We start from the raw sequence: 26,956 nt of genomic DNA, 5'->3' as shown, positions 1-26,956 counted from the left end.
ATGAGCGGCGAAAACCCACTTGAACTACCGGCGAGGCCGGCGGATGCCTCCTCTGGCCTGGGATGAGTCGCGAATTTTCTGGCAGGTCGCGCGCCGGGGGTAACCTCGAAGAGACCCTCTCGCAGCAGTGCTTCCGCTGCGCGAAAGCGCTCGGGTCGAGTCTAGGGACACGCCGCCTGGCCGCCGCCGCTCGCGTACGTTTTCACTTTGCTGACGAGGTTACCGCCGTCCGTGCTCGGATTGGTCTGCCCGCCCGCACCGGAGCCGAACGCGGCGCCGACGCCGTGCGCGGCCGCGACCTCGTTCATGTGAGTCATGAAATAGTCGACGCGGTTGTCCTTCCACTTCTCGTTCTGGTTCGGCAAGCTCATGTTACCGACCGGAAGCTGCCACCAGAAGATCGGTTTGTTGGCGCTCGAGCCGAGCGCCTTGGCCCAGACGAACGCTTGCGTGAAATTCGGAAGCTTGGTGTTGGTCGCGTCCCACCAGCGGTTCTGACCTTGTGTGTCGTACCAAGCGGCATCGCGGTCGGATGCGTCGACGGTGATGAAATCCGCATTCGGCCCCGCAGCGGCCAGGAACTTTCCGAGCTGGGCGGCGTGTCCGGCGACATCGAACTTCGGATCTTTGTTGAGGAGCACGTCGAACTTCGTGGCCCACCCCGAGCCGTGCAGGCTCAGCTTCGCCTTTGGCGCGTACTTCTTGCCCATCGTGATCATGCACTGACCCATGCCGGCGATGGTGTTCGGCAGCGAGCCGCAGTCCGTCGGGTTCGCGCTGGCAACCGCGGCCGGGATCTTGGTCGGGTCGGCGTTGACCTGCTGGGCGTAGCCCCAAAAATCCGGTTCTATGTGCAGAAACGCGAGCTCGTTTCCGAGCTGCTGTGCAACGAAGCGCCAGTCGGCGTAATAGCGCGCCATGAAGGTCGCGTTGTTCGCCTGGGTCACCTCCGGCGTCCCCTCCCCGACCCCGCTCGCCTGCAGGAGCATGTAATAGGTGATCATCGGGATCTGTTTGTCGGCCTTGGCCTTGTTCACCAGATCGCGCACGTAGGCTCCGGGCGGATCCTTGTCGTACTGCCAGCAGCCCCACCACGCGCAGCCCGGCCCACTGTTGGCGCAGCTCTTCCCGCCCGCGTTGCAGCCGCTGTCGCACTTTGCGCAGGGTCCGGCACCGTCTGCGACCCCGCCGCTCAGGTACAGGTAACGCAGATCGAAGGGCGCACTCTTGGCAACGTCGTCCGCCATCGACGCGCCGACCAGCAGCTTCGACTTGCCCAGAGACGCCAGGAAGTCCCCCGCCAGACAGCTGCCCGCGCCACCACCGGTGCCGCCCCCAGAGGTCCCGCCGACTCCGCCCGCGCCGCCGGTCGCGCCGGTCCCCGCGACTCCTCCGCCGCCGCTCGTTGTGCCTCCTCCGCTCGTCACGCTGCCCCCGGAGCCTGCCGCGCCGGAGCTTCCGCCGCTCGATGCGCCGCCGCTCGACGCGCCGCCGCTCGACGCGCCGCCCGTCGCCTTTGTTCCGCCATCGCCCTCACTGCCGCAGCCTCCGAGGCCAGCCAGTGACACGAGAGCCCCGACCCCACCCGCTCGCAACATCGACATGCAGCTCATGGTACGCGGAAGCGACGCGGGCTCAAGGCTGAGCGGGCTTCGCCGCTTCAATCGCGCGCTTCCACGCCGCGGCGCTGGTCAAAGGCCGCGAGGCGTCGAGCCCCAGGTGCCGCTGCAACTCGACCGACTGCGCGGCGGTCAGCTCGGGGATGCGAGCCCTGACACTCCAACCCGCACCGAGCATCCGACACGCAAAACACTCGCTGCCGGCGTGCAAGAAATCGTCGTGAACACACGCGAGCGACGCGTACATTCCTTGCCGCGCAAGCGTCTGAGGCTCGCAGTCTCCACTCTTCGCGAGCATGCTCGTCGAGCCATTCACTTCGAGCGAAGTGCGCCCGCGGGTGCCGCAAGCGTCGAGCTGACCCGTCGGCGCGGGCTCGGGTACACAGGCAGTCTCGAGCTTCACGCTGGGGTGGAGCACCGGCGCGCTGCCGATGGCATTCAGATCGGCTTTCGCCGAACCGTTCGTGTTCGCTCCTCCCGGATCGACAACGCGGGCGGGCGGGTTCTCCAGCGAAGACGCTCCCGCGCCACCCGCCGGTTCTGCCGTCTGCGAAGCGCTGGGCACCGCGGCCACGTCTGGGCCCGTCTGCGCCGGCGGCGATGCCGCGCCACAGGCCGCGACCAGGAGACCAAGACCGAGCACGGCGGGCCCAAACTTCATGGGCCGAGCTTGACCTCTTTCGTCAAACACGGGAAGCGACAAGCGCGTGCACCAGCTCGGGCGGCGCCCCCAGGCTTCGGAGCGCGCCCGCAAAATCCTCGGGCAGCGGCGCCCGCACCACGAGCTCAGCGCCTGCAAGATGAAAGGTCAGCCTGAGCGCGTGGAGCCCGAGTCGCTTCAACGAAGTCTCGGCGCGGATCTTCCGGTTGCACCAGCCGGTGCCGTAGTTGGAGTCACAAGCAATGGGATGACGGAGATGCGACAGGTGGCGTCGGATCTGGTGGTACCTGCCCGTGCTCGGGCGAGCCTCCACCAGAGAGCAACCGTCGAGGGCGCACAGCCTGCGAAACCGGGTGATCGCCGATACGCGTTCCCCGCCTTCGGCACGTGGAACGGGGTAGTCGACGACGATCGCCTCGGGTGTGATCCCGCGAGCCAGCGCGACATACTCCTTGTCAACCTCGCCGGCTTCCATCCGAGCGCGCAGGGCTCGTGCGGCGGGTTCGGAGAGCGCAAACGCCAGCGCTCCGCTCGTACCGCGATCGAGACGATGAAGGGGCCAGACCCGGGCGCCGATCGCGTCGCGCGCCCGCGTCATCGCGACGTCGGAGTCCGGCGCAAGCTCGCTCCGGTGGGTGAGGAGCCCGGCAGGTTTGTTCACGACCAGGAGTGTGTCGTCCCGGTAGAGGATGCGGAGGGTTTCCATGCTGATGGGCGTGACGAAGGCTGACCGTGGTTCCCAGGCTGGGCGGTCGAGGGCAAAGAGCCTAGCTCAGCGAGCGAACGCGGACAGAGCGGGCGCCGATGAGCGGCCGCCGAGCGCGCGCTTCGCCCCCGATCGACGAACCCGGACTGCCGCCGGCAGCGAAACTTGATTACCATCCCCGCCCCGTGAGCCGCATTGCTCGAAGGACCGCGAGTTGAAGACCGCCGGCAAGCTCGGGCTGGGGTGCGCGGCCGTTTTTCCGCTGCTCTCGGCCGTCGGGCTCGGGTGCTACATCGGCTACGAGCTGATCGTGTTCGACATCGCGGCGCACGGGCTCGGCGGCGCGCCCGCGCCGGGGGATCTCCTGAATGGCCCCTTCGAGGCCGAGCACTTCATCGCCTTCGCCGCGCTCATCGCCTGCGTCGTGGTCGTGGAGCTGTGTCTCACCGTGATCTTGGCCGTGCACGCCTCGCGGGATCCTCGCCTGCCCAGCTGGGCGGTCGCGGTCTGGGTCGCCGGGTTCCTGTTCGCGGGCCCCTTCGCGCTGCCGCTCTACGTCGCGCTGTATGTGCTGCGCGACCCGACCCCGAGGCGCGTGGCTGCGCTGGAGCAGTCGCCCATCGCTCCCTGACGGGCCGCGTCACATGCGCTCGGGCGCTTCGATACCGAGCAGTCCCAGGCCCCGCTCGAGCACGCGCGCGGTCAGCTCGCTGAGCGCGAGGCGCGACGCCCGAACTTCTTCACTCTCCGCCTTGAGCACCGGGCAGCTCTCGAAGAAACCGCTGAACGCGGTCGCGAGCTCGAACAGGTAACCGCAGAGTTTGTGCGGGTAGAGTGTGGTGGCTACATCCTGGACCACGCCCGGAAACGCGAGCAGCGCCAGCGCCAGCGCCTTCTCCGCGGGCTCCGCGATGACGATGGCAGACGGCGGGGGAGCCTCGACCGCGCCCTTGCGGAAGATCGAGCGGATCCGCGCGTGGGCGTACTGCACGTAGGGCGCGGTGTTGCCTTCGAACGCGAGCATGCGATCCCAGTCGAAGACGTAGTCCTTGAGACGATCGCTGGAGAGATCCGCGTACTTCACCGCGCCGATCCCCACACTCCTGGCAATGCGCTCGCGCTCCGCCGGGTCGAGCCCAGGGTTCTTTTCGGCCACGACGGCTCCGGCCCGGCTGATCGCTTCGTTCAAGAGATCGATCAGCCGCGTCGTCTCGCCGGCCCGGGTCTTCAGCATCTTCTTGTCGGTGCCGAGCACCGAGCCGAACGCCACGTGCTCGGCTCGCGCCGGCGGGCACAGCCAACCCGCGAGCCGGGCCGCCTCGAACACCATCGCCAGGTGCTGCGCCTGCGGTGAGCCCACTACGTAGATGATGCGCGACGCGCCCAGGGTGTCGATCCGATGGCGAACGGCGGCGAGATCGGTCGTCGCGTAACCGTAACCACCGTCCTTCTTCTGAATGATCAGCGGCAGAGGTTCGCCCTCGCGCCCGCTGAAACCCGGTGGGAACACACACACCGCCCCGCCGTCGTCGACGGCGAGGCCCTTTTCCCGGAGCTCGCTGACGACGCCAGCGAGCTTGGGGTTGTACAGGCTCTCGGCCGCGATGTCGGCGTCGGTCAGCCCGATCCCGAGCAGCGCGTAGACACGGGCGAAGTATGCCTTCGATGCGTCCACCAGCCGCTTCCAGTGCTCGAGGGTCGCGGGGTCGCCCCCTTGCAAGAGCACGACACGCGAGCGCGCCCGCTCCGCGAAGCTCGGCTCCTCGTCGAACTTCCTGCGCGCAGCCTGATAGAACGCGTTGAGGTCGCTGACCGAGTGCTCCGCACCCTCGGTGCCAACGTCGAGCAGGTGCTCGATCAACATGCCGAAGGGCGTACCCCAGTCGCCCAGGTGATTCTGCCGGACGACGCGCTGACCCACGGCCTCCAGCACCCGCGACAGCGCGTCCCCGATGATGGTCGAGCGCAGGTGCCCCACGTGCATCTCTTTTGCGACGTTGGGCGACGAGTAGTCGATGGCGACGGTCTCCACTTCGGCGGCCTCTGCGAGGCCCAAGTTGCCGCGGGCGGCGGCCGAGAGCGCGCGCGAGAGCCACGCCTTGCCGATCCACAGATTGATGAACCCGGGTCCTGCAACCTCCACCCGTTCGACCAGGTCATCGCCCGAGAGCGCGGTCACGAGAGCCGCGGCCACCTCACGCGGCGGTCGGCCCAGCTTCTTTCCCAGGGGCAGCGCGAGGTTGGCCTGAAAATCCGCATGCTGCGACGGACGCAGCACCGGATCGACGCCGGCGTGCTCGGCCCCGAACGCCGCCACGAGCGCCGCACGGAACACCGGCGCGAGCGCTTCGCGAGGCTCACTCACGATTGGACCACTGGCAGACGTTTCTCCGCGCCGCTGGCGAACTCCGCGAAGAAGTCGTTGCCCTTGTCATCCACCACGATGAAAGCGGGAAAATCTTCGACCTCGATCTTCCAGACCGCCTCCATGCCAAGCTCCGCATACTCGAGCACCTCGACCTTCTTGATGCAGTCCTGTGCCAGGCGCGCAGCCGGTCCGCCGATCGAACCCAGGTAGAACCCACCGTGTTTCTTGCAGGCGTCGGTGACCTGCTTGGAGCGATTGCCCTTGGCCAACATCACCAAGCTTCCGCCCTCGGCCTGGAACGCGTCGACGTACGAGTCCATTCGCCCGGCCGTCGTCGGACCGAAGGAGCCCGAGGCAAACCCCTCGGGCGTCTTTGCCGGGCCGGCGTAGTAGACACACGAGGTCTTCAGGTACTCCGGCATGCCCTCCCCGCGGTCGAGGCGCTCCTTGATCTTGGCGTGGGCGATGTCCCGGGCCACGACCATCGGCCCCGACAAGGACAGCCGCGTCTTGACCGGATACTGGCTCAAGGTCGCCCGGATTTCGCTCATTGGTCGGGTCAGATCCAGGCGCACGACCGGTCCTTTCAGCTCGTCGGGCCGGGTCTCCGGCAGATACTTCGCTGGGTCGGTCTCGAGCTGTTCGAGAAACACACCCTCGGCGCTGATCTTCCCGACCGCCTGGCGATCCGCCGAGCACGACAGTGCGATGGCCACCGGGCACGACGCCCCGTGCCGCGGCAGGCGCACGACGCGCACGTCGTGACAGAAGTACTTGCCGCCGAACTGCGCGCCGATCCCCGTGCGCTGGGCCAGCTCGAGCACCTGGGCCTCGAGCTCCAGATCGCGGAAGCCCCTGCCCAGGGCGTTGCCTTCGGTGGGCAACGAGTCGAGGTAGCGCGTCGAGGCGAGCTTGGCGGTCTTGAGCGCGTACTCGGCGCTGGTACCGCCCACCACGATCGCCAGGTGGTACGGCGGGCAGGCAGCCGTGCCGAGTGAGCGCAGCTTGTCTTCCAGGAAACGCAGCATGCTCGTCGGGTTCAAGAGCGCCTTGGTCTCTTGGTAGAGGTAGCTCTTGTTGGCCGAGCCGCCGCCCTTGGCCATGAACAAGAACTTGTACTCGTCGCCGTCGGTCGCAAAGATCTCGATCTGCGCTGGCAGGTTCTGACCGGTGTTGACCTCGCGGTACATGTCGAGGGGCGCCAGCTGGCTCATGCGCAGGTTGGAGGTTTGATAGGTATCGTAGATGCCGCGAGCGAGGGCCTCTTCATCCCCGCCGCTGGTGATGACGAGCTGTCCCCGCTTGCCCATCACGACGGCCGTGCCCGTGTCCTGACACATCGGCAGCACGCCACCCGCGGCGATGTTTGCGTTCTCGAGCAGCTCTCGTGCGACGAAGCGATCGTTGTCCGAGGCCTCCGGGTCCTCGAGAATGTGGCGGAGCTGCGCCAGGTGACCGGGACGCAGATAGTGCGCAATGTCGTGCATCGCCTCGCGCGCCAGCCGCGCCAGAGCCTCGGGCTCCACGCGCACGAAGCGCTGACCCGCGGCCTCGAAGGTCGATACGTGATCGCGCGTGACGACGCGCATCGGCGTTGGGTCGTGGCCCAGCGGCAGCAGCTCCTGAAATGCGAATTCGGCCATGGCGACGCGCTTAATGCCGAGCGGAGCGGGCGTCGAGCGGCCTTCACGGGTGCAGGAAGAGTGAGCCGAACCGGCGCAGCTTTTGCAAGCTCGCGGCCGGCGGCTGACACGGCCCGAGCAGGGGTGGTAGCACCGAAGGCACCCGGTGGACGAACGAGACACACAGCTCGCGCGCATTCGCCAGCTCGAGACCGAGCTCGAGTCACGCGACCAGCTCGAGGCCGAGCTCCGCGAGAGCGCCGCTCGCCTCGACAGCATCGCCCGCAACGCACCGGACTACATCCTGGAGATGGACCCCGGAGGACTGATCACGTTCATGAATCGCCCGGCGCCGGGACACAAGCTGGCGGACATGCTCGGGTCGAGCGTGAAACGCTGGATGGAACCTCACAACCACGCAGCGTTCGACGAGGCGCTCGGCACCGTGATCCAACGCGGAGAGCCGGCCAGCTACGAGTCGGTCGGCTCGGTTTCGGGTCGGCATTACCTCAATCGCATCAGCCCCGTCGGCGCGCGGGGCCGCGTCGAGCGTGCAATCCTGGTAACCCACGACATCACCGAGCTGAAAGCCACGGAGCGCCGCTTGAAAGAGAGCGAGGAGTGGCTTCGGAGCCTGGTCGACGGCTACCTCCACCCGCTCACGATCTCGGAAGACGGGCGTGTGCTCGACTCGAACGAGGCCTTCGCCGAGCTGCTCGGGTATTCGCGGGCGGAAGTGCTCGGCAAGACCGCCCTCGACTTCACTACGCCGGAGAGCGGCGCACGGGTGATGGAACACATCCGCAGCGGCGCGACGGAGGCCTACGAGGTCGTCGCCGTGCGCAAGAACGGCAGCCAGTTTCCGTGCGAAATCCACGGCAAGAGCCTGGTCCGCAGCGGTCGATCCACCCGCATCACGGTATTTCGAGATCTCACCGCAAGTCACCGGGCTGCTGACGAACGCATGCGGCTCGAGCAGCAGATGTACAACACCCAGAAGCTCGAGACCCTCGGCGTGCTCGCAGGTGGCATCGCCCACGACTTCAACAATCTTCTGCAAGTCATCCTGGGAAACGTCGATCTGCTGGAGCAGGAACTCAACCGAGGTGCGCCTCCCGAAGCGACGCAGGCCCCCCTCGCCCACGCTCGCGCCGCTGCCGTCCGCGCCAGTGAGATCGTGCACCAGATCCTGGCCTTCAGTGGCAAGAGCCCGCGCGTCGTCGAGCAGGTCGACGTCGGCGACGTGGTCCGAGAGATCTCGGAGCTGCTCTTGGTCTCGATCTCCAAGAACACACGCCTCGAGCTGGACCTGCCGGACGGCATATCGCGCACACCCGTGGACCCCACCCAGCTGAGACAGGTGCTCCTGAACCTCATCACCAATGCGTCGGAGTCCCTGGGTGGGCGAACAGGAAAGGTCACACTTCGAGTGGGACAGACCCAGCTCTCGCCGACAGAGCGGTCGTCCCTCGCCGTGGCGGCGCCGAACTTGCCCGACCAGGTCGTGCTCGTGGCGGTCAGTGACGAGGGCTCGGGCATGACGGATAGCGACATCCAGCGCATCTTCGATCCGTTCTACAGCACCAAGTTCACCGGACGCGGCCTGGGACTGGCCTCGGTCGCCGGCATCGTTCGGGCACACGGCGGCGCCATTCGCGTCACGAGCACGCCAGCGCGCGGCTCCACGTTCACCGTCTACCTGCCGAAGGTCGACGCTGCGCAAGTGGTGCCCACTTCCGAACCGCTTCGCGAGTCGAGCCCCCCTCGACTCGCCGGCCACGCCCTGTGCGCCGACGATGAACCCCGCCTGCTCGAGGTTCTGGAGCGGAGCCTGAGCAATGCGGGCCTACGCGTGACCCGAGCGGCGGACGGCGAGGCCGCGCTGGCGGCATTTCGAGCGACTCCGGCCGAGTTCGACGTGGTCGTGTTGGACCTGACCATGCCGCGTTTGGGAGGCCTCGAGGCGCTGAAACGCATGCGCGAAACCAGAGCCGAGCTGCCCGCGCTCTTGCTGAGCGGGTTCAGCGACGCCGGGCTCGAGCTGGAGACCGATCAGTCGACCACTCGCTTCTTGGGCAAACCGTTCCGGCTCGAAGCGCTGCTGACGAGTATCGCGGAGTTGCTGAAGCGCCGCGCTGATCCGAAGCGGACCGCAGGTTAGGGCGACTCGCTGCGATTCGCCGCGAAGACCGGCGAGAACGCGCCGCCCGATCGTCGCATGTGCCGCGCGCGCACCAGGAAAGTCTCGAGCGCCGCCTCGAGCGCCGCTCGGAGCTCGGGACCCTCGAGCAGACCAAGCGCGCAAGCGATGGCTTCGAGAGTGCAGACCGCCTGCGGGCGAACCTGACGCCGGAGGTTGTAACGACTCGCAGCGTGCGGGGGGAGTCTCACGACCTCGGCACCGATTGCCCAGGCTTCACGCCGCAGCATGCGGCGCGCCTGGCTCCAGCTCCCGTCCGGCACGACGAGCGTGAGGGGTTCGTCGCCGTTGGCGTCGAGAGCGCTGAGCTCGCGCGACTCCGGTCCCGGGTAGAGCACGACGCGGCGTGAGCCCGGAGGTGGGGCTGGCATGGGCTCTCCGCGAGCCCCCCGCACCACGACGCTGGCCGAGTCCAGCATCTTCAGCGCGAGTCGTCCGGTATTGCTGGTTCTCAGTGCTTCGGTCTTGTGCATCAGGACCAGCACGCGGGTCCGGGTCCGAAGCCGGGGCAACTCACGGCAGATGCAGAGGGTGACGTCGAGACCACAGCCGGCGCAACGTTCGAGCCGCCGACTGCGGATGGCGCCGGTCACTCCGCGTCTCGCGCGGCCAGCACGTAGCGGAGCACGCTCTCCTTGCCGTCGTCGGAGAGCTTGGCCAGCTTTGCCATCTTGTCGAGCAGCTTCGGCCACGCCTCTGCGGTGTGGTCCTTGGGGTTCGGCTGCGCGTGACACTCGTGGCACTTCTCGGTGAACAGCCCACGCCCGGCCTCGAGGGACTGCTGGGTGGCGTCCGGCCAACGCTTCTGAGCCGCCGACACCATGGCGGGGGTGACCGCACCGCCTCCGCAGCCCACCAGCGCCAGCCCCATGAGCAGCCAAACCCGCGAAAAGTGCCAAGTCATCTCGATCCTCCGGCTTCCCGGCACAGATAGCATTTCGGGCGCCAACTGGGACCTGTCCCGACCCCCGAAAGCCAGATTGCGGAGCCATTCCGCGCGTGTTAAGTCCTGCCCGTCGCGAACGTCTCTGGCACTCGGCTCACTGCTCTCTCGTTTGGTTGGGAACGCGGAAGGTCGGTTTCTTCGGGGCACGGTCACGAAACGGGCGGCGGCTGGCGCCGCCACCTCCTGTGAGCAGCGGCGGCCCATGGGATGGACGAGTGGACGCCCCCCGGCGTCACGGAGCCGCAAACGAGAGAAGCAGAACAATGAGCAATCGACTGTACGTGGGCAACCTTGCGTTCCACACCACTGAAGACGTGATTCAGCGCGCCTTCGCCGAGCACGGCGACGTCGCCGAAGTGAAGCTCGTCCTCGATCGCGAGACGGGCCGTTCGCGCGGCTTCGCCTTCGTCTCGATGGCGACTGCCGAGGCTGCCCAAAAGGCCATCGACGCGCTGAACGGCGCCGACCTCGATGGTCGCCCGCTCCGTGTCAACGTCGCTGAAGAGCGCCGTGGCGGCGGCGGCGGCGGCGGCGGCGGCTTCCGCGGCGGCGGCGGCGGCGGCGGCGGCGGCGGTGGCGGCGGTGGCCGTGGCGGCGACCGTGGCGGCGACCGTGGCGGCCGCGGCGGCGGCGGCGATCGCGGTGGTCGCTGGTGATATCGGCCTGACGGCGGACCGGCGCTTCAGCGTCGGTTCGCCGCCGGCAACGCTCGCCGCGCGACGTTACGTGGCCAGCGTTCCAGGGGTGGGAGTCGGGCGTCGTCGCAGCCCGCATGCCAGACGCAATCAGCCGTCGAGCTCGTTGATGCGAGCGCGGATCTGCTGGCGCTCGTAGGCGTTCCTCGCCTGAGCTGCCGCGAGCGCCGGGTTTTGATAGTGTTCCTGGTCGGCCCCCGCGCGAGACGCGGTCCGAAGGAAGGGTGATGGGGTGAAACGAAGAATCTCAACTGCCGCCGCCGCGGCGTGGCTGGTTGTATCCATCTCGCACGCACAGCCTGCGCCTGCGCCCGAACCCGCGCCTGCGCCCGAACCCGCGCCCGCGCCCGCGCCCGACCCGCCGCCTGCTCCCGCCCCCGCTCCAGCTCAGGCCCCCGCCCCGGCTCAGGCCCCCGCTCCGGCTCCCGCCGCGTACCAGAGCATGGACTCCAACCCGCCCTCGCCCCCGCCGGCCGTGGCGGCTGCCAAACCCCTCGAACAACGCCTCGCGACCCACTCGATCATTCCGGTCTTCAAGCTTGGCTTCGTGACCAGCGGCTCCGGTCAGATCGACAGCGAGTGTAACGAATCCGGAACGCCCGTCGGCTCCTGCAGCGGGTCGAGCCCCGGCATCGACTACGATGACGAAGCTTCGTTCGTGCTCGGTGCAGATCTGCTGTTTCGGGTCAGCCCGCGCCTGCGCTTGGGCGTTGGGTCGCTGGTGGTCCCCGACCCCAAGTACAAACTCACGTACACGGGTCAGCTGTCAGGCTTCACCCAGGAGATCGAGTCAGGGCTCGAAGCGTCCCTCTTCGGGGTCGTCGAAGGAGCGTTCCCGGTCGGGCCGAGCGTGGGGCTGACGGTGCGCGGTCAGCTGGGTCTCACCGCGCTCTTCGTGGGCAACGACCATGGCGACCTGATCGACGACAGCCGCGAGGGTTGCCGCAACACACCCGGAGCCGCGTGCGACACCAATGAGGGACCGTTCTTCGGGCCCCATGTCGGGCTCGGGTTCGGGTTGCTGGTCGACGCCGGCAGCGTCGCGTTCCGGGCCGAGTTGCTCGGGCAGGCGGTCCGCTACCCGTTCTGGCGGAGCAAGACGACCTCGGGCGGCACCACGCTCGAGCTGAAGAACGACGTCGCCGGCACGCGTTCGATGATCCTCCTCGGGCTCGAGCTGTGAGCGTCAGAGCTCGATGCCACCCGCCAGGAAGAAGCGCGTCCCGGTGAACGTCAGGCCAACATCGACGTTTTCGGACCCATTGTCGGCCTGCGCGCGCAGTACGTTCTTGACCGAGTACCACTGCAAGAGCAGGTCGAGCCGCAGCGCCACCTTCTCCAGCTGAAAGCGCACTCCGGGGCCCCCGCCGAAGGTGAATCCCGGATAGGGACCATCATCCACGTCGCAGCTTCCGGTGATCGCACCACTGCAATTGTTCTTCAGCTGATCGATCGCATCGTCGAGATCGCCACCCGGAAACAGCACGAACAGCCCGGCCTGCCCCCGCAGCGTGATCGCCGTGGTGGGGCCAACGTCGAACACGCCCTCGACGACCGCCATCACGGACAGATCACTCCCGAGATCGGTCTCCCGACTCGAACCGTCGGCCTCGACGGAGGTGTTCGGAACGTAGAGCAGCCCTGCGCCGAGCCGAAACTCCGGCGAGAGGTGGAACAGAAGATCCGCACCGAGCCCAAAGCCGGACTTGTCGTCGTAGTCGTCGGAGCTGCCCGTGCTGTTGCAGGCGCCCGGACTCCCGCTGCACTCGGTCTTGCCGGTGCCGGCTCCGCCCAGCACAAAACCAAAACGCCCGACGCCCACGATGCCGCTGCGCTCGCGGCGAGGAGGCGGCAGCGGCGCCGGCGGATACGCGGGCGGCGGAGCCTGCATGTAACCGACAGGAGCGGGCCCAGGGGCGGGCGTTGGAGCGGGAGCCGGAGCGGGCGCAGGCGCGGGGGCAGGCGCGGCTGCGGGGTCCGCGGGCGCGGGCGCGGCGGCGGGATCCGTTGCGGGCGCGGGCGCAGCTGCGGGGTCTGGCGGAAAGGCCGCGGTCGCGCCGGTTTGGGCGCGCGCCAAACCCGCTGCCGTCATCAGCACGAAGAGCAATGAAGCGCCAATCGTTCGCATGCTCGCGGTCCATACCAGCCGCGCCGGTCGGCGACAACGCGCGACGGGACGCCACCTGAGCGCGCTCAGGGCAGGGACACGGCTGGCTGCTCTTGACGGAGCCGCGAGTGGTTGGGTGATCCCGCGCGCGCCTGTCCCGTCACTTCCCTTGACACATCTGCTGCTGTGTCGGTGTTTCGATGGCACACTGGCCACGCTCGCGCTCCGCCTTCATGGCCCGCAGGTACCATGCGCCTGGCGGAGTCCACTCTGTCACATTGCGCCGTTCGCCCGCCGGGTCGCGGCTGATGCCGACGAAACCAACGGCGTTTGCTGGGCGATGACGGTCTGAAAGGGCACTGCAATGCTGCTCGACTTGCCGAATTTCGAGTCGCCAAGTGCGGCGCTATCCACCCGGTGCGGAAGCCGGTAGCTTGGGAACGATGGCGAAGCGTTGGCTAGGACTGCGGGTTGCCGGTGGCGCGCTGTTGGTGGGGTTGTCATGGGCGGTTCCGGCCGGCGCCTTTGGCGAGAGCTCGGCGGACGGCTTCCCCAACTGGGCCGAACGCGTGATGCACGAGTGGATGAATCGCGCGCGCTCCGCACCGCAGACTGAAATGACCACCTGCGGCGCGCCTTGCGGCGAGAAGGCTTGTTACACGCCCATCGGTCCCGTCTGGTACTCCCCGCAGCTCAACCGAGCCGCGCGCTTCCACGCGGAAGAGATGGTGCAGCAGGCCTATTTCGCCCACGACTCCGCCTGCACCGTGGTGCCGAACATCAGCAGCATCTACCCCGCGACCTGCAACGGCGCGGCGTCGTGCGCGTGTGTGGGTGGCACCAAGGCCTGCAGCCCGACGTGCACGGCGTGGAGCGCGCGGGTCAAGCTCTTCGGCCCCTCGGCGAGCGGGGAGATCATCGCCAGCTCGACCGACCCAAACTCGGCCTTCTACCAGTGGCTGTATGAAAACTCGGCGGCCACTGCCTGCCAGTACTCGTCGAGCAACGGTCACCGCTGGTTGATCTTGAAGTCGACGGGCAGTGTTGGAACCGGCAGCGCAGGACGCTCGGTGGGCGACTTCTCGGGCGGTGGCACCGCCTACAAGATCCCTTCCGGGTCGCACTATCCGCGTCAAGCCGCGAGCATCGACGTCTGGGCGAACTGGTACGACACCGCCGCTCCGTCCGCCGCGCGCGTCAACGTCGACGGCGCTTGCACCAGCATGACACTCGGGCGCGGCACGCAGCTGAACGGCGCGTGGACGGCGAAGATCGCCGGCATGGGCAGCGGATGTCACCGCTACTATTTCGTGTTTCGCGACTCCGGGAATCAGGAGGTCACCTACCCCTCGACGGGTTCGCTGGGCATCGGTCCGGCCGCAAGCTGTGCGGACTGGAACAGCACGCGACCCGCCATGGGCGCGGGCTGCGCGTGTGTGCCGTCGTGCGCGGGCAAACAATGCGGCCCGGATGGCTGCGGCGGAAGCTGTGGCACCTGCGCGAGCGGCCAGAGCTGCCAGGGGTCGACGTGCGTGTCCGGCAGCGGTGGCGCGGGCGGCAGCGGCGGAACGTCGAGCGGCGGCAGCGGCGGCAGTGCGACCGGCGGAACGTCGAGCGGTGGAACGTCGAGCGGTGGAACGGGAGGCATTGCGACCGGCGGATCGGGCGGCGGCGGCGGATCGGGTGGCGTTGCGACCGGTGGTACGGGCGGCGTTGCGACCGGCGGCTCGGGTGGCGGTGCGACCGGCGGATCGGGTGGCGTTGCAACCGGCGGCACGGGCGGCGCGGCGAGCGGTGGCACAACGAGCGGCGGCGCAGGCGGCGCCAGTAGCGGTGGCAATGCGGGCCAGAGCGGCGGCGCGGCTGGCAGTGCGGGTGTAGCCGGGACGGCCGGCGCCGTGACAGCGGGCGGCGCCGCCGGTGCTGCGGGCTCGACGTCTTCCGGCGGAGCCGCGACGGGCGGCAAACCCGGCTCCGGAGGCAGTGGGCTCTCGGATGCCGGTCCTGGCGGAAAGGGTGGCTCCGGCAGCGGAGACGACTCGGGTTGTGGATGTCGAGTGCCCGGCCGAGCGCGAGACTCCTCGCACGCGCTCGGGGCGCTGGCACTTCTGGGCCTGCTGCTCGTTCGACGTCGTCGCAGCGCGTGAGGAACCGAAGCGTGAGCTGCTACTCGAGCAAGCTCCGCAGCATCCACGCGGTCTTCTCGTGAACCTGCAGGCGCTGAGTGAGCAGATCGCAGGTCGACTGATCGTTGGCGGCTTCCGCCACCTTGAAGACCTCCCTCGACGTGCGAGCGGCAGTCTCGTGACCCGCTACCAAGAGCCGAATCATGTCTTCGGCTTTGGGAACCCCCTCGGCTTCCTTGATGGACGACAGCTCGAGGAACTGCTTGTAGGTGCCCGGAGCGGGGACGCCGAGGGCCCGGATGCGCTCGGCGATGAGGTCCACCGCGAGCGCGAGCTCGTTGTACTCGGTCTCGAACATGAGATGCAGCGTCTGAAACATCGGTCCAGTGACGTTCCAGTGGAAATTGTGGGTCTTGAGGTAGAGCGTGTACGAGTCCGCGAGCACCCGCGCGAGGCCGCCCGCAATTTCCTGGCGTTTGCTGGTTTCGATGCCGATGTCGATGTTCATCGTGTTCTCCTTGGTGCGGTTCAAGCCCGGCCGGCCAGGTCGAAGCGGTCCGCGTTCATGACTTTGGTCCACGCCGCAACGAAGTCCCTGACGAACTTCTCCTGGTTGTCGTCCTGCGCGTAGAGCTCGGCGTACGCGCGCAGGATCGAGTTGGATCCAAAGACCAGATCCACGCGGGTGGCCGTCCACTTCACCTCGCCCGTTCTGCGGTCACGAACCTCGTAGAGGCCGTTCCCGGCGGGCGCCCACACCCAGCGCATGTCGGTCAGGTTCACGAAGAAGTCATTGCTGAGAGCGCCCACCCGATCCGTGAACACGCCGTGCTTCGTGCCACCGTGGTTGGTGCCGAGCACGCGCATGCCACCGACGAGAGCCGTCATCTCGGGTGCAGTCAGGCCCATGAGCTGCGTGCGATCGAGCATCAGCTCCTCCGCACTGACGACGTAGTCCTGCTTCAGCCAGTTGCGGTAGCCGTCATGAATTGGCTCCAGCACAGCGAACGAAGCAGCATCCGTCATCGCGTCGGTGGCGTCGCCGCGTCCAGGTGCGAACGGCACGCTCACGTCGAAGCCGGCAGCCCGGGCTGCCTGCTCGACGCCGACGTTACCCGCCAGAACGATCACGTCGGCGACGCTGGCGCCGGTTTCCTTGGCGATGCCCTCGAGCACGCCGAGCACCCGAGCGAGGCGGCTGGGCTCGTTGCCCTCCCAGTCCTTCTGCGGAGCCAGGCCGATGCGCCCGCCGTTGGCGCCGCCGCGCATGTCCGAGCCGCGGAAGGTGCGCGCGCTATCCCACGCGGTGCTGACCCTATCGCTGATCGACAGACCGCTCTTGGCGATGCGCGCCTTCACGGCTTCGACGTCGTACTTGGCATTGCCGACAGGAACCGGGTCCTGCCAGAGCAGGTCTTCCTTCGGCACGTGGGGGCCGAAGTAGCGGGCCTTCGGACCCATGTCGCGGTGCGTGAGCTTGAACCACGCCCGCGCGAACACCTGGGAGAAGTACGCCGGATCCTCGTGGAACCTCTCGGAGATCGCTCGGTAGGCGGGGTCCTTGATCATCGCCATGTCGGCGTCGGTCATGATCGGGTCGTGGCGGATCGACGGGTCCTCGACGTCGACGGGCTTGTCTTCTTCCTTGATGCTCACCGGCTGCCACTGCCAGGCGCCGGCGGGGCTCTTCTTCAGCTCCCACTCGTGGTTCAAGAGCATCTCGAAGTAGCCGTTGTCCCAGCGCGTCGGGTGAGTCGTCCAAGCCCCCTCGAGGCCGCTCGTGACAGCGTCACGCCCGAAGCCTTTGCCCTTGGGGTTCTTCCACCCAAGGCCCTGCTCGCTGACGTCGGTCGCCTCCGGGTTCGGCCCCAGAACGCTCGCGTCGCCGTTGCCATGTGCCTTGCCGACCGTGTGACCGCCGGCGGTGAGCGCGACCGTCTCCTCGTCGTTCATCGCCATGCGCGCGAAGGTCAGCCGCACGTCCGCGGCCGTGCGAAGCGGATCGGGTTTGCCGTTGACGCCCTCCGGGTTGACGTAGATGAGGCCCATCTGCACTGCTGCCAGCGGATTGTCGAGAGTCTCGCGACTCTCCCCTTCGTACCGGTTCGCGGCGAGCCACTCCTTCTCGGAGCCCCAGCTGATGTCCTTCTCGGGATGCCAGATGTCCTCGCGACCGAAGCCGAAGCCGAACGTCTCGAGGCCCATGGATTCGTAGGCGATCGTGCCGGCCAGGATGATCAGATCGGCCCAGCTGATGCGGTTGCCGTACTTCTTCTTGATCGGCCAGAGCAGTCGACGGGCCTTGTCCAGGTTGGCGTTGTCCGGCCACGAGTCGAGAGGAGCGAACCGCTGGTTGCCCGTGCCACCGCCGCCGCGACCGTCGGCGATGCGATAGGTGCCTGCGGCGTGCCAGGCCATGCGGATCATGAGGCCGCCATAGTGCCCCCAGTCTGCGGGCCACCACGACTGGCTGTCCGTCATCAGCGCGCGCATGTCCTTCGTCAGCGCGTCGACGTCGAGCTTCTTCAGCTCCTCGCGGTAGTTGAAATCGGGGCCCAGCGGATTCGGCTTTGTGTCGTGCTGGTGGAGGATGTCGAGGTTCAGCGCTTTGGGCCACCAGTCGAGGTTCGAGCTGGTCACGGTCGTGCTACCGCCATGCATGACCGGGCATTTTCCGGAGCTGGCGTGTTGGGGGGCGGGCTTGTTCTTGTCGGTCATGGGATGCTGCTCCTCGGGGTGGTTGCGGTTCCAGATGGCTCGTCCCCTCGCTGAGCCAGGCACGTCGCGCACACGCCCCGAACCTCGACATGTGCATCGGCGATGCTGCCGATCGCCTTCACCGTCTCGGGGACGCGGAGTGCGTTCAGGTCGGCGCTCTCGAAGTCGCGCACGAGGCCACAACGAACGCAGACGTAGTGGTGGTGCTGGTCGAGGTTGGCGTCGAAACGCACTCCGTCACGGAGTGGCCCGAGCGTCGTGACCAGTCCCAGTTCGTGCAGCATCCACAGCGTGCGGTAGACGGTGTCGACCGACACGGTCGGCACGCGTTGCTGCACCGCCCGGAAGATCGAGTCGACGCTGGGGTGCTCCTCGGATGCGGCGAGCTCCCGAAAGATCTCGAGACGTTGATGCGTCAGCTTGACGCCCGCCTTCTTGGCGACCGCCTTGAGGTGCTCGAGTCGCTGCTCGATCTTGGTATGCGCCTGGTTAACCATTGGTTCCTAGATGCGAACTTTACTCACATAGGAACCTAGTCGCAACACCAGGGTGTGTCAACCGCCCGAGGCGCCGATACCTGGGATTTCTCCGCGGCGCTCGAGCGTGGCGTGACCGCGAGACAGAACCGCCTCGGCAAGACGATTCACGACCGATCGCGCAGGCGGTATCCGACGCCCGGCTCCGTCACGAGGAGTTTGGGCCGGGACGGGTCGGCCTCGACCTTCTTGCGCAGCTCGGCCATGTGCACCCGCACGTAGTGGGTCTGCGCGGCGTAAGCGGGGCCCCAGACCTCCTTCAAGATCTGGCGATGCGTCAGGACCTTGCCGGCGTTCTGGGCAAACAGCACGAGCAGCTTGTACTCGATGGGCGTGAGATGAAGCTCCTCTGTTCCGCGAAACACCTCTCGCTGTACCAGATCGATCTTCAGTTCGCCGAACTCGAACGTTTGGACATCGGGCCTTGCTCCGCGGCTCTGCGCGTGCCTGAGCGCAACGCGCATGCGGGCCAGCAGCTCGTTCACGCCGAATGGCTTGGTCAGGTAGTCATCGGCCCCGGCATCGAGGGCCGCAACCTTGTCGTCCTCACGACCGCGGGCCGATAGCACGATGATTGGCACACCACTCCACTCGCGGATTTGCCTTGTGAGGTCGATGCCGTCGCCGTCTGGCAAACCAAGGTCGAGCAAGATCATCTCGGGGTTGTGGCTCGTCAGCAGCATCACGGCTTCAGCGACCCGCCCAGCTTCGAGCACCCGATACCCGTGGGAGGACAGCGACGCCCGGATGAACTTCCGCATCTGCGGCTCATCTTCGACGACGAGCACTACTGCGCCGAGCGCGTTCATGCGGCGCCTCCCGGGGCTGGAAGGGACGGCGGAGTGCCGCCGCGAGGGATCGAGATATGAAACACTGCTCCACCCGACGAGCGGGTCTCGGCGCCGATGGTCCCCCCGTGCGCTTCCACGATTCCCTTGCAGATCGGCAAGCCGAGACCCGCGCCCGAGACCCCGATGTGCGGGCCCCGATAGAACTTGTCGAAGACGCGAGTCTCGGCTCCAGAGGGCAACCCGGGGCCGTGGTCAATCACGCTGATCTCGACGCGCTCACCATCGCTGCGCGCGTCGATCTCGATCGGGCTGCCGGCGGGGGTGTATTTCACCGCGTTCTCGAAGAGGTTCACGAAGACCTGCTCGAAGAGCACCGGGTCGACGCTGACAAGAGGCACGTCGGCAGCGATCGACACCATCACCTTGCGGGCCCCGAGGCGAACCTCGAGGCGCGTGAGGGCAGAGCCAATCATCTCGTCGAGGGGGACCCAGTCTCGACGCAGGGCAAATCCTCCCGACTCGAGGCGTGTCATGTCCAGCAGGTTCGCGACCAGGTGCTCGAGTCGCTCGGCCTGATCGACGATCGATTCGACGAGCTCCGCCTTCGTCTCGATGCCGAGGTTCGCGTCATCGCGCAGCGAAGTCGCGGCACCAGTAATCGAGGCAAGCGGAGTGCGAAGGTCGTGGGACACCGCGGAGAGCAAGGATGAGCGCATCTCTTCGGTCCTGGCGCGCAGCGCAGATTGTTTCGCCTCCTCGGAGAGGCGTGCGCGCTCGAGTGCCAGCGCGACTTGGCGACAGAGGACGTCGAGAAAGCCACGCTGGTCGGACCGGAGCTCAGCCTTGTCCTGCGGCACGAGCGCGAGCACCCCGAGACGGGACTGGCCTGCGCGGAGCGGCGAGCAGAGCGCTTCCGCCCCCGGCAGCGTGTCGGTAGCGAGCCCAGCCAGCGCGTCGTGCTCGTGACTCCACTTGGCCACGCCCAGGTCCTTGACGTCGAGCTGGGCCCCCTCGGGAGACGTTCCGAGCGGATGCAGCTCACCGTCGGCCGAAACGCCGAGCACGATTGCCTTCGCTGAGAAGATGTCCGCCGCGTGCCGCGCAGCAATGGCCGCGATCCGGGCGGGCTCGCCCGTGGATGAAAGCTCACGCGTCAGCGCGTAAAGGACGGCTGTGCGCTCCTCCCGCGCCTGTGCATCACGCTGCTGCCGGCGAAGTCTCCCGGCGAGCTCGCTCATCGCAAAGCTCACTGCGAACATCATCCCGAAGGTCAGGAAGTAGCGGCGGTCGTCCACGGAGAACGTGTGGAGCGGCGTGACGAAGAAGAAGTCGTAGCTGGCGACACCGAGGGCGGCGGCGAGGATGGATGGGCCGCGTCCGAACCACACCGCCGCGACCATCACGGCCAGCAAGAACAGCATCTCGAGATCGGGGAGGTCCATGAGGCCCCGCAACACGAGAGCGAGGCCCAGGGTGCCGGAGACGAGAATCGTCGCCGACAGGTACTGCGACCCGGTCGCACCCCCACTGGCCCGGGCGCCGTCGCTTGGTTGCGCCTCGTTCGTGTTGTCACCGCCAATGACGTGCACGTCGATTTCACCGCTACCGCGGACGACCTCATCGAGGAGCGAGCCCCGTACGCGGTCCCAGAAACGAGAGTGCGTCGGCTTGCCAATGATGAGACGCGTGATGTTGTTCTTGCGCGCGTAGTCCAGCAGCGCGCCGGAGACACTTGGCCCCGCAAGCCGCGTGACCGTAGCGCCGAGCGTCTCGGCAACCCGCAAGTGCCCCTCCAATTGAAGCCGGTCGGTGTCACTCATGGGGCGCGCGGTCGTGGATTCGACGTACGACGCCATCCACGGGCAGCGCAGGCCAGCCGCCATGCGTGCCGCCGCGCGGATCAACCTGCCAGAGCTCGGAGCTGGGCCGACGCAAACCACGATTCGCTCTCCGGCTGGCCAGGGGACTGCGACGCCGTGCTCCTCGCGGTACGCTCGCACGTCTTCATCGACACGCTGAGCGGTCCTTCGCAGGGCAAGCTCGCGCAGGGCCAGCAGGTTCCCGCGCTGGAAGAAGTGCGCGGCGGCGCGCCTGGCCTGGTCGGGAAGATAGACTTTCCCCTCCTTCAAACGCTCGAGGAGCTCCTCGGGAGCGATGTCGACGAGTTCGATCGCGTCGGCTCGATCCACCACGGAGTCGGGGACGGTCTCGCGCACCTGAATGCGCGAGATCTGCGCGATGACGTCGTTGAGGCTCTCGACATGCTGTACGTTCATCGTCGTCAACACGTCGATGCCAGCGTCGAGCAACTCCTCGACGTCCTGCCACCGCTTCGGATGGCGCGAACCGGCGGCGTTGGTGTGCGCGAGCTCGTCGACGAGCAACAGCTTCGGCTTCCGCGCGAGCGCGGCGTCGAGATCGAACTCGTCGAGTGTATGGCCGCGATATGGAACCTTCCGCCTGGGTAACAGCTCGAGCCCGAGCACCAGGCGGGCAGTCTCGATCCGACGGTGGTCCTCGACAACACCGACGACCACGTCGAGGCGCTGGTCCGCGACGAGGTCGCGTGCCACCTGGAGCATGCGGTACGTCTTGCCGACCCCGGGGGCGAAACCAAAGAAGATCTTCAGCTTGCCGCGCCTCGCCCGTGCCTCTTCTGCCCGCATGCGCCGCAGGAGGGCGTCGGGATCGGGTCTGTCTCCTGAGTCACTCATCCGTGAAAGTTCCGCCCGTTCGTACAGTTAGGCGCCGCCTCGGGCCAGTTCGTCAAGCGCGACGTTGAGCAGAACGACGTTCACCCGCGGCTCGCCGAGGACGCCGAGCGACCTGCCCTCGACGTGGTCGAGTACGAGGGACCTGACGCGGTCCGGGGCCAGCCCCCGAGCCGCTGCCACCCGGTGCACTTGGTAGAGCGCAGACGCAGGTGAGATGTGCGGGTCGAGCCCGCTTCCCGACGCAGTCACGAGGTCGACGGGGACCAGCGTCGATGCTCGCTCCGGATGCGCGGTTCGGATGGCAGCTACACGCTCACGCACGGCCGTGGCGAGCGCGGGGTTCGTTGGACCGAAGTTCGAGCCCGTCGATGCCGCGGCGTCGTAGGCGCCCGGCTTGGTCGCCGAGGGGCGTCCCCAGAAGTACCGCACGTCGTCGAACTGCTGCCCGATCAGGCGAGATCCGACGACCTGCCCGTTGGCTTTCAGGAGGCTACCGTTCGCCTGCGCCGGGAAGAGGGCCTGCGCGCCTCCGGTGACAGCCAGCGGATAAACAACGCCGGTAAGCAGCGTGAAGAGCGCGAGGAGGGAGGCTGCGGGACGTAGCGTGGCGAACATCGACGACTCCTTTCAACTCACGCCGCTCGCCGTCAGCGCGAGGTCGATGAGCTTGATGCAGGGAAACGGGAGCAGGACCCCGCCGAAGCCGTAGACGAGGATGTTCCTGCGGAGAAGCGCGAGCGCGGGGGCGGGCCGGTACTGGATGCCCCGGAGCGCAAGCGGGATGAGCGCGATGATGATGAGCGCGTTGAAGATGACGGCGCTGAGCACCGCCGTCGTCGGTGAATGCAGCCGCATGACGTTGAGCGCGCCGAGCGCCGGATAGGTCGCGACGAACGCCGCCGGGATGATCGCGAAGTATTTCGCGAGGTCGTTTGCGATGCTGAACGTCGTCAGAGCCCCGCGGGTCATCAGCATCTGCTTGCCGATCTCGACGATGGACAGGAGTTTGGTCGGATTCGAGTCCAGATCGACCATGTTCCCGGCTTCCTTCGCCGCCTGCGTGCCGGTGTTCATCGCGACCGCGACGTCCGCTTGAGCGAGCGCGGGGGCGTCGTTGGTGCCGTCACCCGTCATCGCGACGAGGTGCCCCTTCCGCTGGTAGTCCCGGATCATTGCGAGCTTCGCCTCGGGGGTGGCTTCAGCGAGGAAGTCGTCGACGCCGGCCTCTGCGGCGATCGCCGCAGCCGTGAGTGGGTTGTCGCCGGTGATCATCACGGTCTTGATTCCGATGCGACGCATCTCAGCAAAGCGCTCCCGGATCCCGCCCTTCACGATGTCTTTGAGTTGGACCACGCCCAGCACGCGTGAGCCATCCGCGACCACGAGCGGCGTCGCCCCCAGCTTGGCAACCTCGTCGACGATCGCGCGGACCTCCGCCGGGAAAGTGCCACGGCTCTCCTCGACGAATCGGACGATCGCGTCCGTCGCGCCCTTGCGGATCCTCCTCCCGCCGAGGTCGACACCGCTCATACGGGTCTGCGCGGTAAACGGCACGAACGTCGCGCCGAGCGCCTCCACCTCCCGCCCGCGCAGTCCGTGCTTCTCTTTTGCCAAGACGACGATCGAGCGCCCCTCAGGGGTCTCGTCGGCCAACGATGAGAGCTGCGCCGCGTCCGCGAGCTCGCTCTCCTTGACGCCATCGGCCGGTAGGAAGTCGGTCGCCTGCCGGTTGCCCAGCGTGATAGTGCCCGTCTTGTCGAGAAGCAGCACGTCGACGTCGCCTGCTGCCTCGATGGCTCGGCCGGACGTCGCGATGACGTTGGCCTGAATCATCCGGTCCATCCCTGCAATGCCGATGGCCGAGAGAAGGCCGCCGATGGTCGTCGGGATCAGACACACCAGGAGCGCGACCAGGATGGTGAGCGGCACCGGACTCCCCTGACCGGAGCTCGCGACCGCATACTGCGAGAATGGGAGCAGCGTAACCGTCGCGAGGAGGAAGACGATGGTCAGCGCCGCGAGCAAGATGTCTAGCGCGATCTCGTTGGGCGTCTTTTTCCTCTTGGCGCCCTCGACCATGGCGATCATGCGGTCGAGGAACGTCTCGCCAGGGTTCGTGGTCACACGAATGACGAGCCAGTCTGACAAGACGCGCGTGCCCCCGGTCGCAGCGCTTCTGTCGCCTCCGCTTTCCCGGATGACCGGTGCGCTCTCGCCCGTGATGGCGCTCTCATCGACCGAAGCGACGCCCGCGATGACCTCGCCGTCGGCGGGGATCAACTCGCCAGCGGCGACGAATACGACGTCGTCGATGCGAAGCGACGACGATGCCACCTCGTCGAGTGCGTCAGCGCGGCGCGCCGGGTCGGCCAGCTGCTCCGTATGCTCGACGCCGCGCCTGAGCCGCTTGGCGATCACGTCTTGGCGGGCCTTGCGGAGCGTGTCTGCCTGCGCCTTGCCGCGGCCTTCAGCCATCGCCTCGGCGAAGTTTGCAAAGAGAACCGTGAACCAGAGCCAGAGTGCCACGGCTAGGATGAAGCCGGGATGGGCATCGCCTCGTCCGGTGAACGCGGCATGGACGAACAGAAGCGTCGTGAAGGCGCTCCCGACCTCCACCACGAACATGACGGGCTTCTTCAGCATGCACCGGGGATCGAGCTTCTTGAACGCATCGACGATTGCCGGCCGAACGATGGACAGCTCGAACAGCGGTCTCGGGTGATGTGCGGAATCAGACATGGTTTCCTCCTTCAGCGGCCCGACAGCTGGAGGTGCTCGACGATGGGACCCAGCGCCAGCGCTGGGATGAATGTGAGCGCGCCCACCAGGACGATGGTCCCGACGAGCAGGCCCACGAAGAGCGGCGTGTGTGTGGGCAGGGTCCCGGCGCTCGCAGGCACGAGCTTCTTTTTGGCGAAGGAGCCGGCGATGGCGAGCACCGGGACGATCACCCAGAAGCGCCCGATCAACATGCAGAGGCCGATCGCCGTCGCGTAGAACGTGCCGCTGACGCTGAGGCCTCCGAAAGCGGACCCGTTGTTGTTCGCTCCCGACGAGAAAGCGTAGAGGATCTCGCTGAAGCCATGTGCTCCGGGGTTGCCGAGCGGCGCAGTGCCGGCGGGCACGACGCACGCGACGGCAGCGCCGATGAGGACCGCGGCCGCCGGGAGCAGGATGACGAGCGACGCCATCTTCATCTCGTACGCCTCGATCTTCTTGCCGAGATACTCCGGTGTGCGCCCCACCATGAGGCCCGCGATGAAGACGGCGATGACCGCATAGACCAGCATCCCGTAGAGGCCGGAGCCGACGCCGCCAAAGATGATTTCACCGAGCTGCATCAGCCACATCGGCACGAGCCCACCGAGCGGCGTGAAGCTGTCGTGCATGGCGTTCACGGAGCCGTTCGAGGCCGCCGTGGTGGCCGTCGCCCACAGCGCGCTGTTGGCGATGCCAAAGCGGGCTTCCTTGCCCTCCATGTTGCCGCCGGCGGAGAGCGTGGACGTGGCCTGATCGACACCTTCGCCGGTGAAGCGCGGGTTGCCTGCTTGCTCGAAGCAGGTCGTGGCCACGAGCAGCGGGATGAAGACCGCGAGCATGGCAGCGAACACGGCCCAGCCTTGGCGTCGGTCCCTGACCAGCGCGCCAAAGCTGAAGCAGAGCGCAGCCGGAATGAGCAGAATCGCGAGCACCTCGAGGAAGTTCGAGAGCGGCGTCGGGTTCTCGAAAGGGTGAGCCGAGTTGACGTTGAAAAAGCCGCCGCCATTGGTGCCGAGTTGCTTGATCGCGATCTGTGACGCGGCGGGCCCGAGCGCGAGGGTCTGGTCGACGATGGTGCCGCTCTCGGCGGTCACCGGATCGAGCAGGCGCGCCGTCGCGGAGCCGGAAAACGTCTGCACGACCCCTTGCGAGACCAACAGCAGCGCCAGCACGCACGAGAGCGGCAGGAGTACGTAGAGCGTCGAACGGGTCAGGTCGACCCAGAAGCTTCCAAGCCCCTCCGCCGTGCGCCGGGTGAAGCCTCGGATGAAGGCCACGAGCACGGCCATCCCGGTCGCGGCCGAAACGAAGTTCTGCACGGCGAGGCCGAGCATCTGCGTGAGATGACTCATCGTCGTCTCGCCCCCGTACGTCTGCCAGTTCGTGTTGGTCGCGAAGCTCACGGCGGTGTTGAATGACACCTCGGGCGATACGTTGGCGAGGCCGGTTGGATTGAGCGGCAGCGCGCCTTGCAGACGCTGAAGTACGTAAACGCTCAGCGCGCCGAGCAGGTTGAAGACCAGAACGCTGACCGCGTACTGCTTCCAGGACATCTCCTCGTCGGGGCGCACCCCCGCGACACGGTACAGGAGGCGCTCGATCGGCCCCAGCACCCTCTGAGCGAGCCAGGCTTCGCCGGCGTACACCCGTGCCATGTACGAACCGAGCCGAAGCGCGAGCGCGACGAGCGCGACGAAAAAGACCGAGAACTGCAGGATGGTGTTCGCGGTCATGACATCTTCTCCGGATAGAGGAGCGCGAAGCCCAGGTAGATGAGGAGAAGTACGGCGAGCGCGCCGCCGAGGATGAGCAGTGGCGACATGGCTAAACCTTCTCGCAGAGGCGCACGAAGCCCCAGGTGAGCAGGAAGAACCCGCAGATGATGGTGATGAAGAGGATGTCCATGAATAGCTCCTCAGCGCGACGGTCCGGGTGCGAACCGCGCAGCGAGGTCGCGGCACTCAGCGTCGCACTCGGGAAAGAGCGTGATGAAGTCGGCCTGCTGGCGGCAGTACTCGGCCACCTCCGGTCCGCGCGCCTGCATGCAGGTCGTGCGCAGCGTGTCGAGCGTCCTCTCGTACAGGGCTGCGCGCTCGGTGGCGGGAAGCTCCGACAGCTCGTGCGACAGGCGCGTCTTCATGAAGCACACCACGACGACGGCAGCCAAGAGGACCAGCGCTCCACCGAGCCACGCGAGAGTCCGGCGAGGGCGAGATGAGAGGGGCGTCATGGGTCACTCCGTTCAGAACCACGTGGTCGCCCTGTCGTCGAAGTCGTGAAAGTTGGTGATGCCGTTCGACAGGCTCCGTCGGCTGGCGGCGTTGCCAGAACGACGACGGCGCAGCGCGCGAGCAGGTCGTTTATGGATGGCGAGCGCATGAGCGACT

22 protein-coding genes and 1 pseudogene are annotated in these 26,956 nt (G+C 67.2%); 5 read left to right on the top strand and 18 right to left on the bottom strand.

Annotated elements, in window-relative coordinates; translation table 11 throughout:
• Window positions 1-161: 161 nt before the first annotated feature.
• Genes IPI67_15635 through IPI67_15625 form a run of 3 tightly spaced genes read right to left on the bottom strand, consistent with a single transcriptional unit; the run spans window position 162 to window position 2,986 of the window.
• Window positions 162-1,604 (bottom strand): hypothetical protein, encoded by a 1,443-nt coding sequence (locus IPI67_15635; protein MBK7581626.1) that lies wholly within the window; start codon window positions 1,602-1,604, stop codon window positions 162-164.
• 31 nt (window positions 1,605-1,635) lie between these two features.
• Window positions 1,636-2,280 (bottom strand): hypothetical protein, encoded by a 645-nt coding sequence (locus tag IPI67_15630; protein MBK7581625.1) that lies wholly within the window; start codon window positions 2,278-2,280, stop codon window positions 1,636-1,638.
• A gap of 22 nt (window positions 2,281-2,302) precedes the next feature.
• Window positions 2,303-2,986 carry a pseudouridylate synthase gene (locus IPI67_15625; GenBank protein ID MBK7581624.1) on the bottom strand — a complete coding sequence of 228 codons (684 nt, stop codon included), beginning with the start codon at window positions 2,984-2,986 and terminating at the stop codon, window positions 2,303-2,305.
• Window positions 2,987-3,200: 214 nt separating this feature from the next.
• Between IPI67_15625 and IPI67_15620 the strand changes: the two genes are divergently transcribed.
• The gene (locus IPI67_15620) at window positions 3,201-3,617 is read left to right on the top strand and encodes a hypothetical protein (protein MBK7581623.1); all 417 of its coding nucleotides are present in this window, start codon (window positions 3,201-3,203) and stop codon (window positions 3,615-3,617) included.
• 9 nt (window positions 3,618-3,626) lie between these two features.
• Here IPI67_15620 and argS read toward each other — a convergent pair whose 3' ends face one another.
• Both argS and IPI67_15610 read right to left on the bottom strand, forming a co-directional pair.
• Window positions 3,627-5,351, bottom strand: coding sequence for an arginine--tRNA ligase (gene argS / locus IPI67_15615; GenBank protein MBK7581622.1), 1,725 nt, complete (start codon window positions 5,349-5,351; stop codon window positions 3,627-3,629).
• On the bottom strand, window positions 5,348-6,997 hold the full coding sequence (locus IPI67_15610) for a fumarate hydratase (protein MBK7581621.1): 1,650 nt from the start codon (window positions 6,995-6,997) through the stop codon (window positions 5,348-5,350). Before IPI67_15610 ends, argS begins: the two co-directional genes overlap by 4 nt.
• A 145-nt stretch (window positions 6,998-7,142) precedes the next feature.
• Here IPI67_15610 and IPI67_15605 point away from each other — a divergent pair, with 145 nt between their 5' ends.
• The gene (locus tag IPI67_15605; GenBank protein MBK7581620.1) at window positions 7,143-9,137 is read left to right on the top strand and encodes a PAS domain S-box protein; all 1,995 of its coding nucleotides are present in this window, start codon (window positions 7,143-7,145) and stop codon (window positions 9,135-9,137) included.
• Here the strand turns inward: IPI67_15605 and IPI67_15600 are convergent.
• Both IPI67_15600 and IPI67_15595 read right to left on the bottom strand, forming a co-directional pair.
• Complete coding sequence (locus tag IPI67_15600; GenBank protein MBK7581619.1) at window positions 9,134-9,769, bottom strand: DTW domain-containing protein; 636 nt, start codon at window positions 9,767-9,769, stop codon at window positions 9,134-9,136. The two genes, IPI67_15605 and IPI67_15600, sit on opposite strands and share 4 nt — an antisense overlap.
• Complete coding sequence (locus tag IPI67_15595; protein MBK7581618.1) at window positions 9,766-10,080, bottom strand: hypothetical protein; 315 nt, start codon at window positions 10,078-10,080, stop codon at window positions 9,766-9,768. The genes IPI67_15600 and IPI67_15595 overlap by 4 nt, the downstream gene beginning before the upstream one ends.
• A gap of 305 nt (window positions 10,081-10,385) precedes the next feature.
• Here IPI67_15595 and IPI67_15590 point away from each other — a divergent pair, with 305 nt between their 5' ends.
• A complete protein-coding gene (locus IPI67_15590; GenBank protein MBK7581617.1) occupies window positions 10,386-10,778 on the top strand; it encodes an RNA-binding protein in 393 nt (130 codons plus the stop codon).
• A 481-nt stretch (window positions 10,779-11,259) separates the two neighbouring features.
• Entirely contained in the window at window positions 11,260-12,000 is a 741-nt protein-coding gene (locus IPI67_15585) for a hypothetical protein (GenBank protein ID MBK7581616.1), read from the top strand.
• A 759-nt stretch (window positions 12,001-12,759) separates the two neighbouring features.
• Here IPI67_15585 and IPI67_15580 read toward each other — a convergent pair.
• Window positions 12,760-12,846, bottom strand: a pseudogene (locus IPI67_15580) (lipoprotein Hlp).
• Window positions 12,847-13,367: 521 nt separating this feature from the next.
• Between IPI67_15580 and IPI67_15575 the strand changes: the two are divergent.
• Window positions 13,368-15,071, top strand: coding sequence for a hypothetical protein (locus IPI67_15575; protein MBK7581615.1), 1,704 nt, complete (start codon window positions 13,368-13,370; stop codon window positions 15,069-15,071).
• Window positions 15,072-15,090: 19 nt separating this feature from the next.
• Here IPI67_15575 and IPI67_15570 read toward each other — a convergent pair whose 3' ends face one another.
• The 10 genes from IPI67_15570 to IPI67_15525 all read right to left on the bottom strand — a co-directional run bounded on the left by IPI67_15570 (window position 15,091) and on the right by IPI67_15525 (window position 26,799).
• Entirely contained in the window at window positions 15,091-15,558 is a 468-nt protein-coding gene (locus IPI67_15570; protein ID MBK7581614.1) for a DNA starvation/stationary phase protection protein, read from the bottom strand.
• 20 nt (window positions 15,559-15,578) lie between these two features.
• A complete protein-coding gene (katG, locus tag IPI67_15565) occupies window positions 15,579-17,768 on the bottom strand; it encodes a catalase/peroxidase HPI (protein ID MBK7581613.1) in 2,190 nt (729 codons plus the stop codon).
• Window positions 17,765-18,265, bottom strand: coding sequence for a transcriptional repressor (locus tag IPI67_15560; GenBank protein MBK7581612.1), 501 nt, complete (start codon window positions 18,263-18,265; stop codon window positions 17,765-17,767). Before IPI67_15560 ends, katG begins: the two co-directional genes overlap by 4 nt.
• A gap of 146 nt (window positions 18,266-18,411) precedes the next feature.
• The gene (locus IPI67_15555; protein MBK7581611.1) at window positions 18,412-19,113 is read right to left on the bottom strand and encodes a response regulator; all 702 of its coding nucleotides are present in this window, start codon (window positions 19,111-19,113) and stop codon (window positions 18,412-18,414) included.
• The gene (locus IPI67_15550; protein ID MBK7581610.1) at window positions 19,110-21,809 is read right to left on the bottom strand and encodes a sensor histidine kinase KdpD; all 2,700 of its coding nucleotides are present in this window, start codon (window positions 21,807-21,809) and stop codon (window positions 19,110-19,112) included. Before IPI67_15550 ends, IPI67_15555 begins: the two co-directional genes overlap by 4 nt.
• 27 nt (window positions 21,810-21,836) lie before the next feature.
• The gene (gene kdpC, locus IPI67_15545) at window positions 21,837-22,424 is read right to left on the bottom strand and encodes a potassium-transporting ATPase subunit KdpC (GenBank protein ID MBK7581609.1); all 588 of its coding nucleotides are present in this window, start codon (window positions 22,422-22,424) and stop codon (window positions 21,837-21,839) included.
• A 12-nt stretch (window positions 22,425-22,436) separates the two neighbouring features.
• Entirely contained in the window at window positions 22,437-24,548 is a 2,112-nt protein-coding gene (gene kdpB / locus IPI67_15540; protein ID MBK7581608.1) for a potassium-transporting ATPase subunit KdpB, read from the bottom strand.
• Between the two features lie 11 nt (window positions 24,549-24,559).
• On the bottom strand, window positions 24,560-26,302 hold the full coding sequence (gene kdpA / locus IPI67_15535) for a potassium-transporting ATPase subunit KdpA (protein ID MBK7581607.1): 1,743 nt from the start codon (window positions 26,300-26,302) through the stop codon (window positions 24,560-24,562).
• A complete protein-coding gene (kdpF, locus tag IPI67_15530) occupies window positions 26,299-26,391 on the bottom strand; it encodes a K(+)-transporting ATPase subunit F (protein ID MBK7581606.1) in 93 nt (30 codons plus the stop codon). Before kdpF ends, kdpA begins: the two co-directional genes overlap by 4 nt.
• 93 nt (window positions 26,392-26,484) lie before the next feature.
• The gene (locus tag IPI67_15525; GenBank protein ID MBK7581605.1) at window positions 26,485-26,799 is read right to left on the bottom strand and encodes a hypothetical protein; all 315 of its coding nucleotides are present in this window, start codon (window positions 26,797-26,799) and stop codon (window positions 26,485-26,487) included.
• Window positions 26,800-26,956: the final 157 nt, after the last annotated feature.

This window comes from Myxococcales bacterium (assembly GCA_016706225.1).
Taxonomy (GTDB): domain Bacteria; phylum Myxococcota_A; class Polyangia; order Polyangiales; family Polyangiaceae; genus JADJKB01.
The sequence above is the reverse complement of the archived record's forward strand: the minus strand, read 5'-3'. Positions and strand labels throughout refer to the sequence as shown.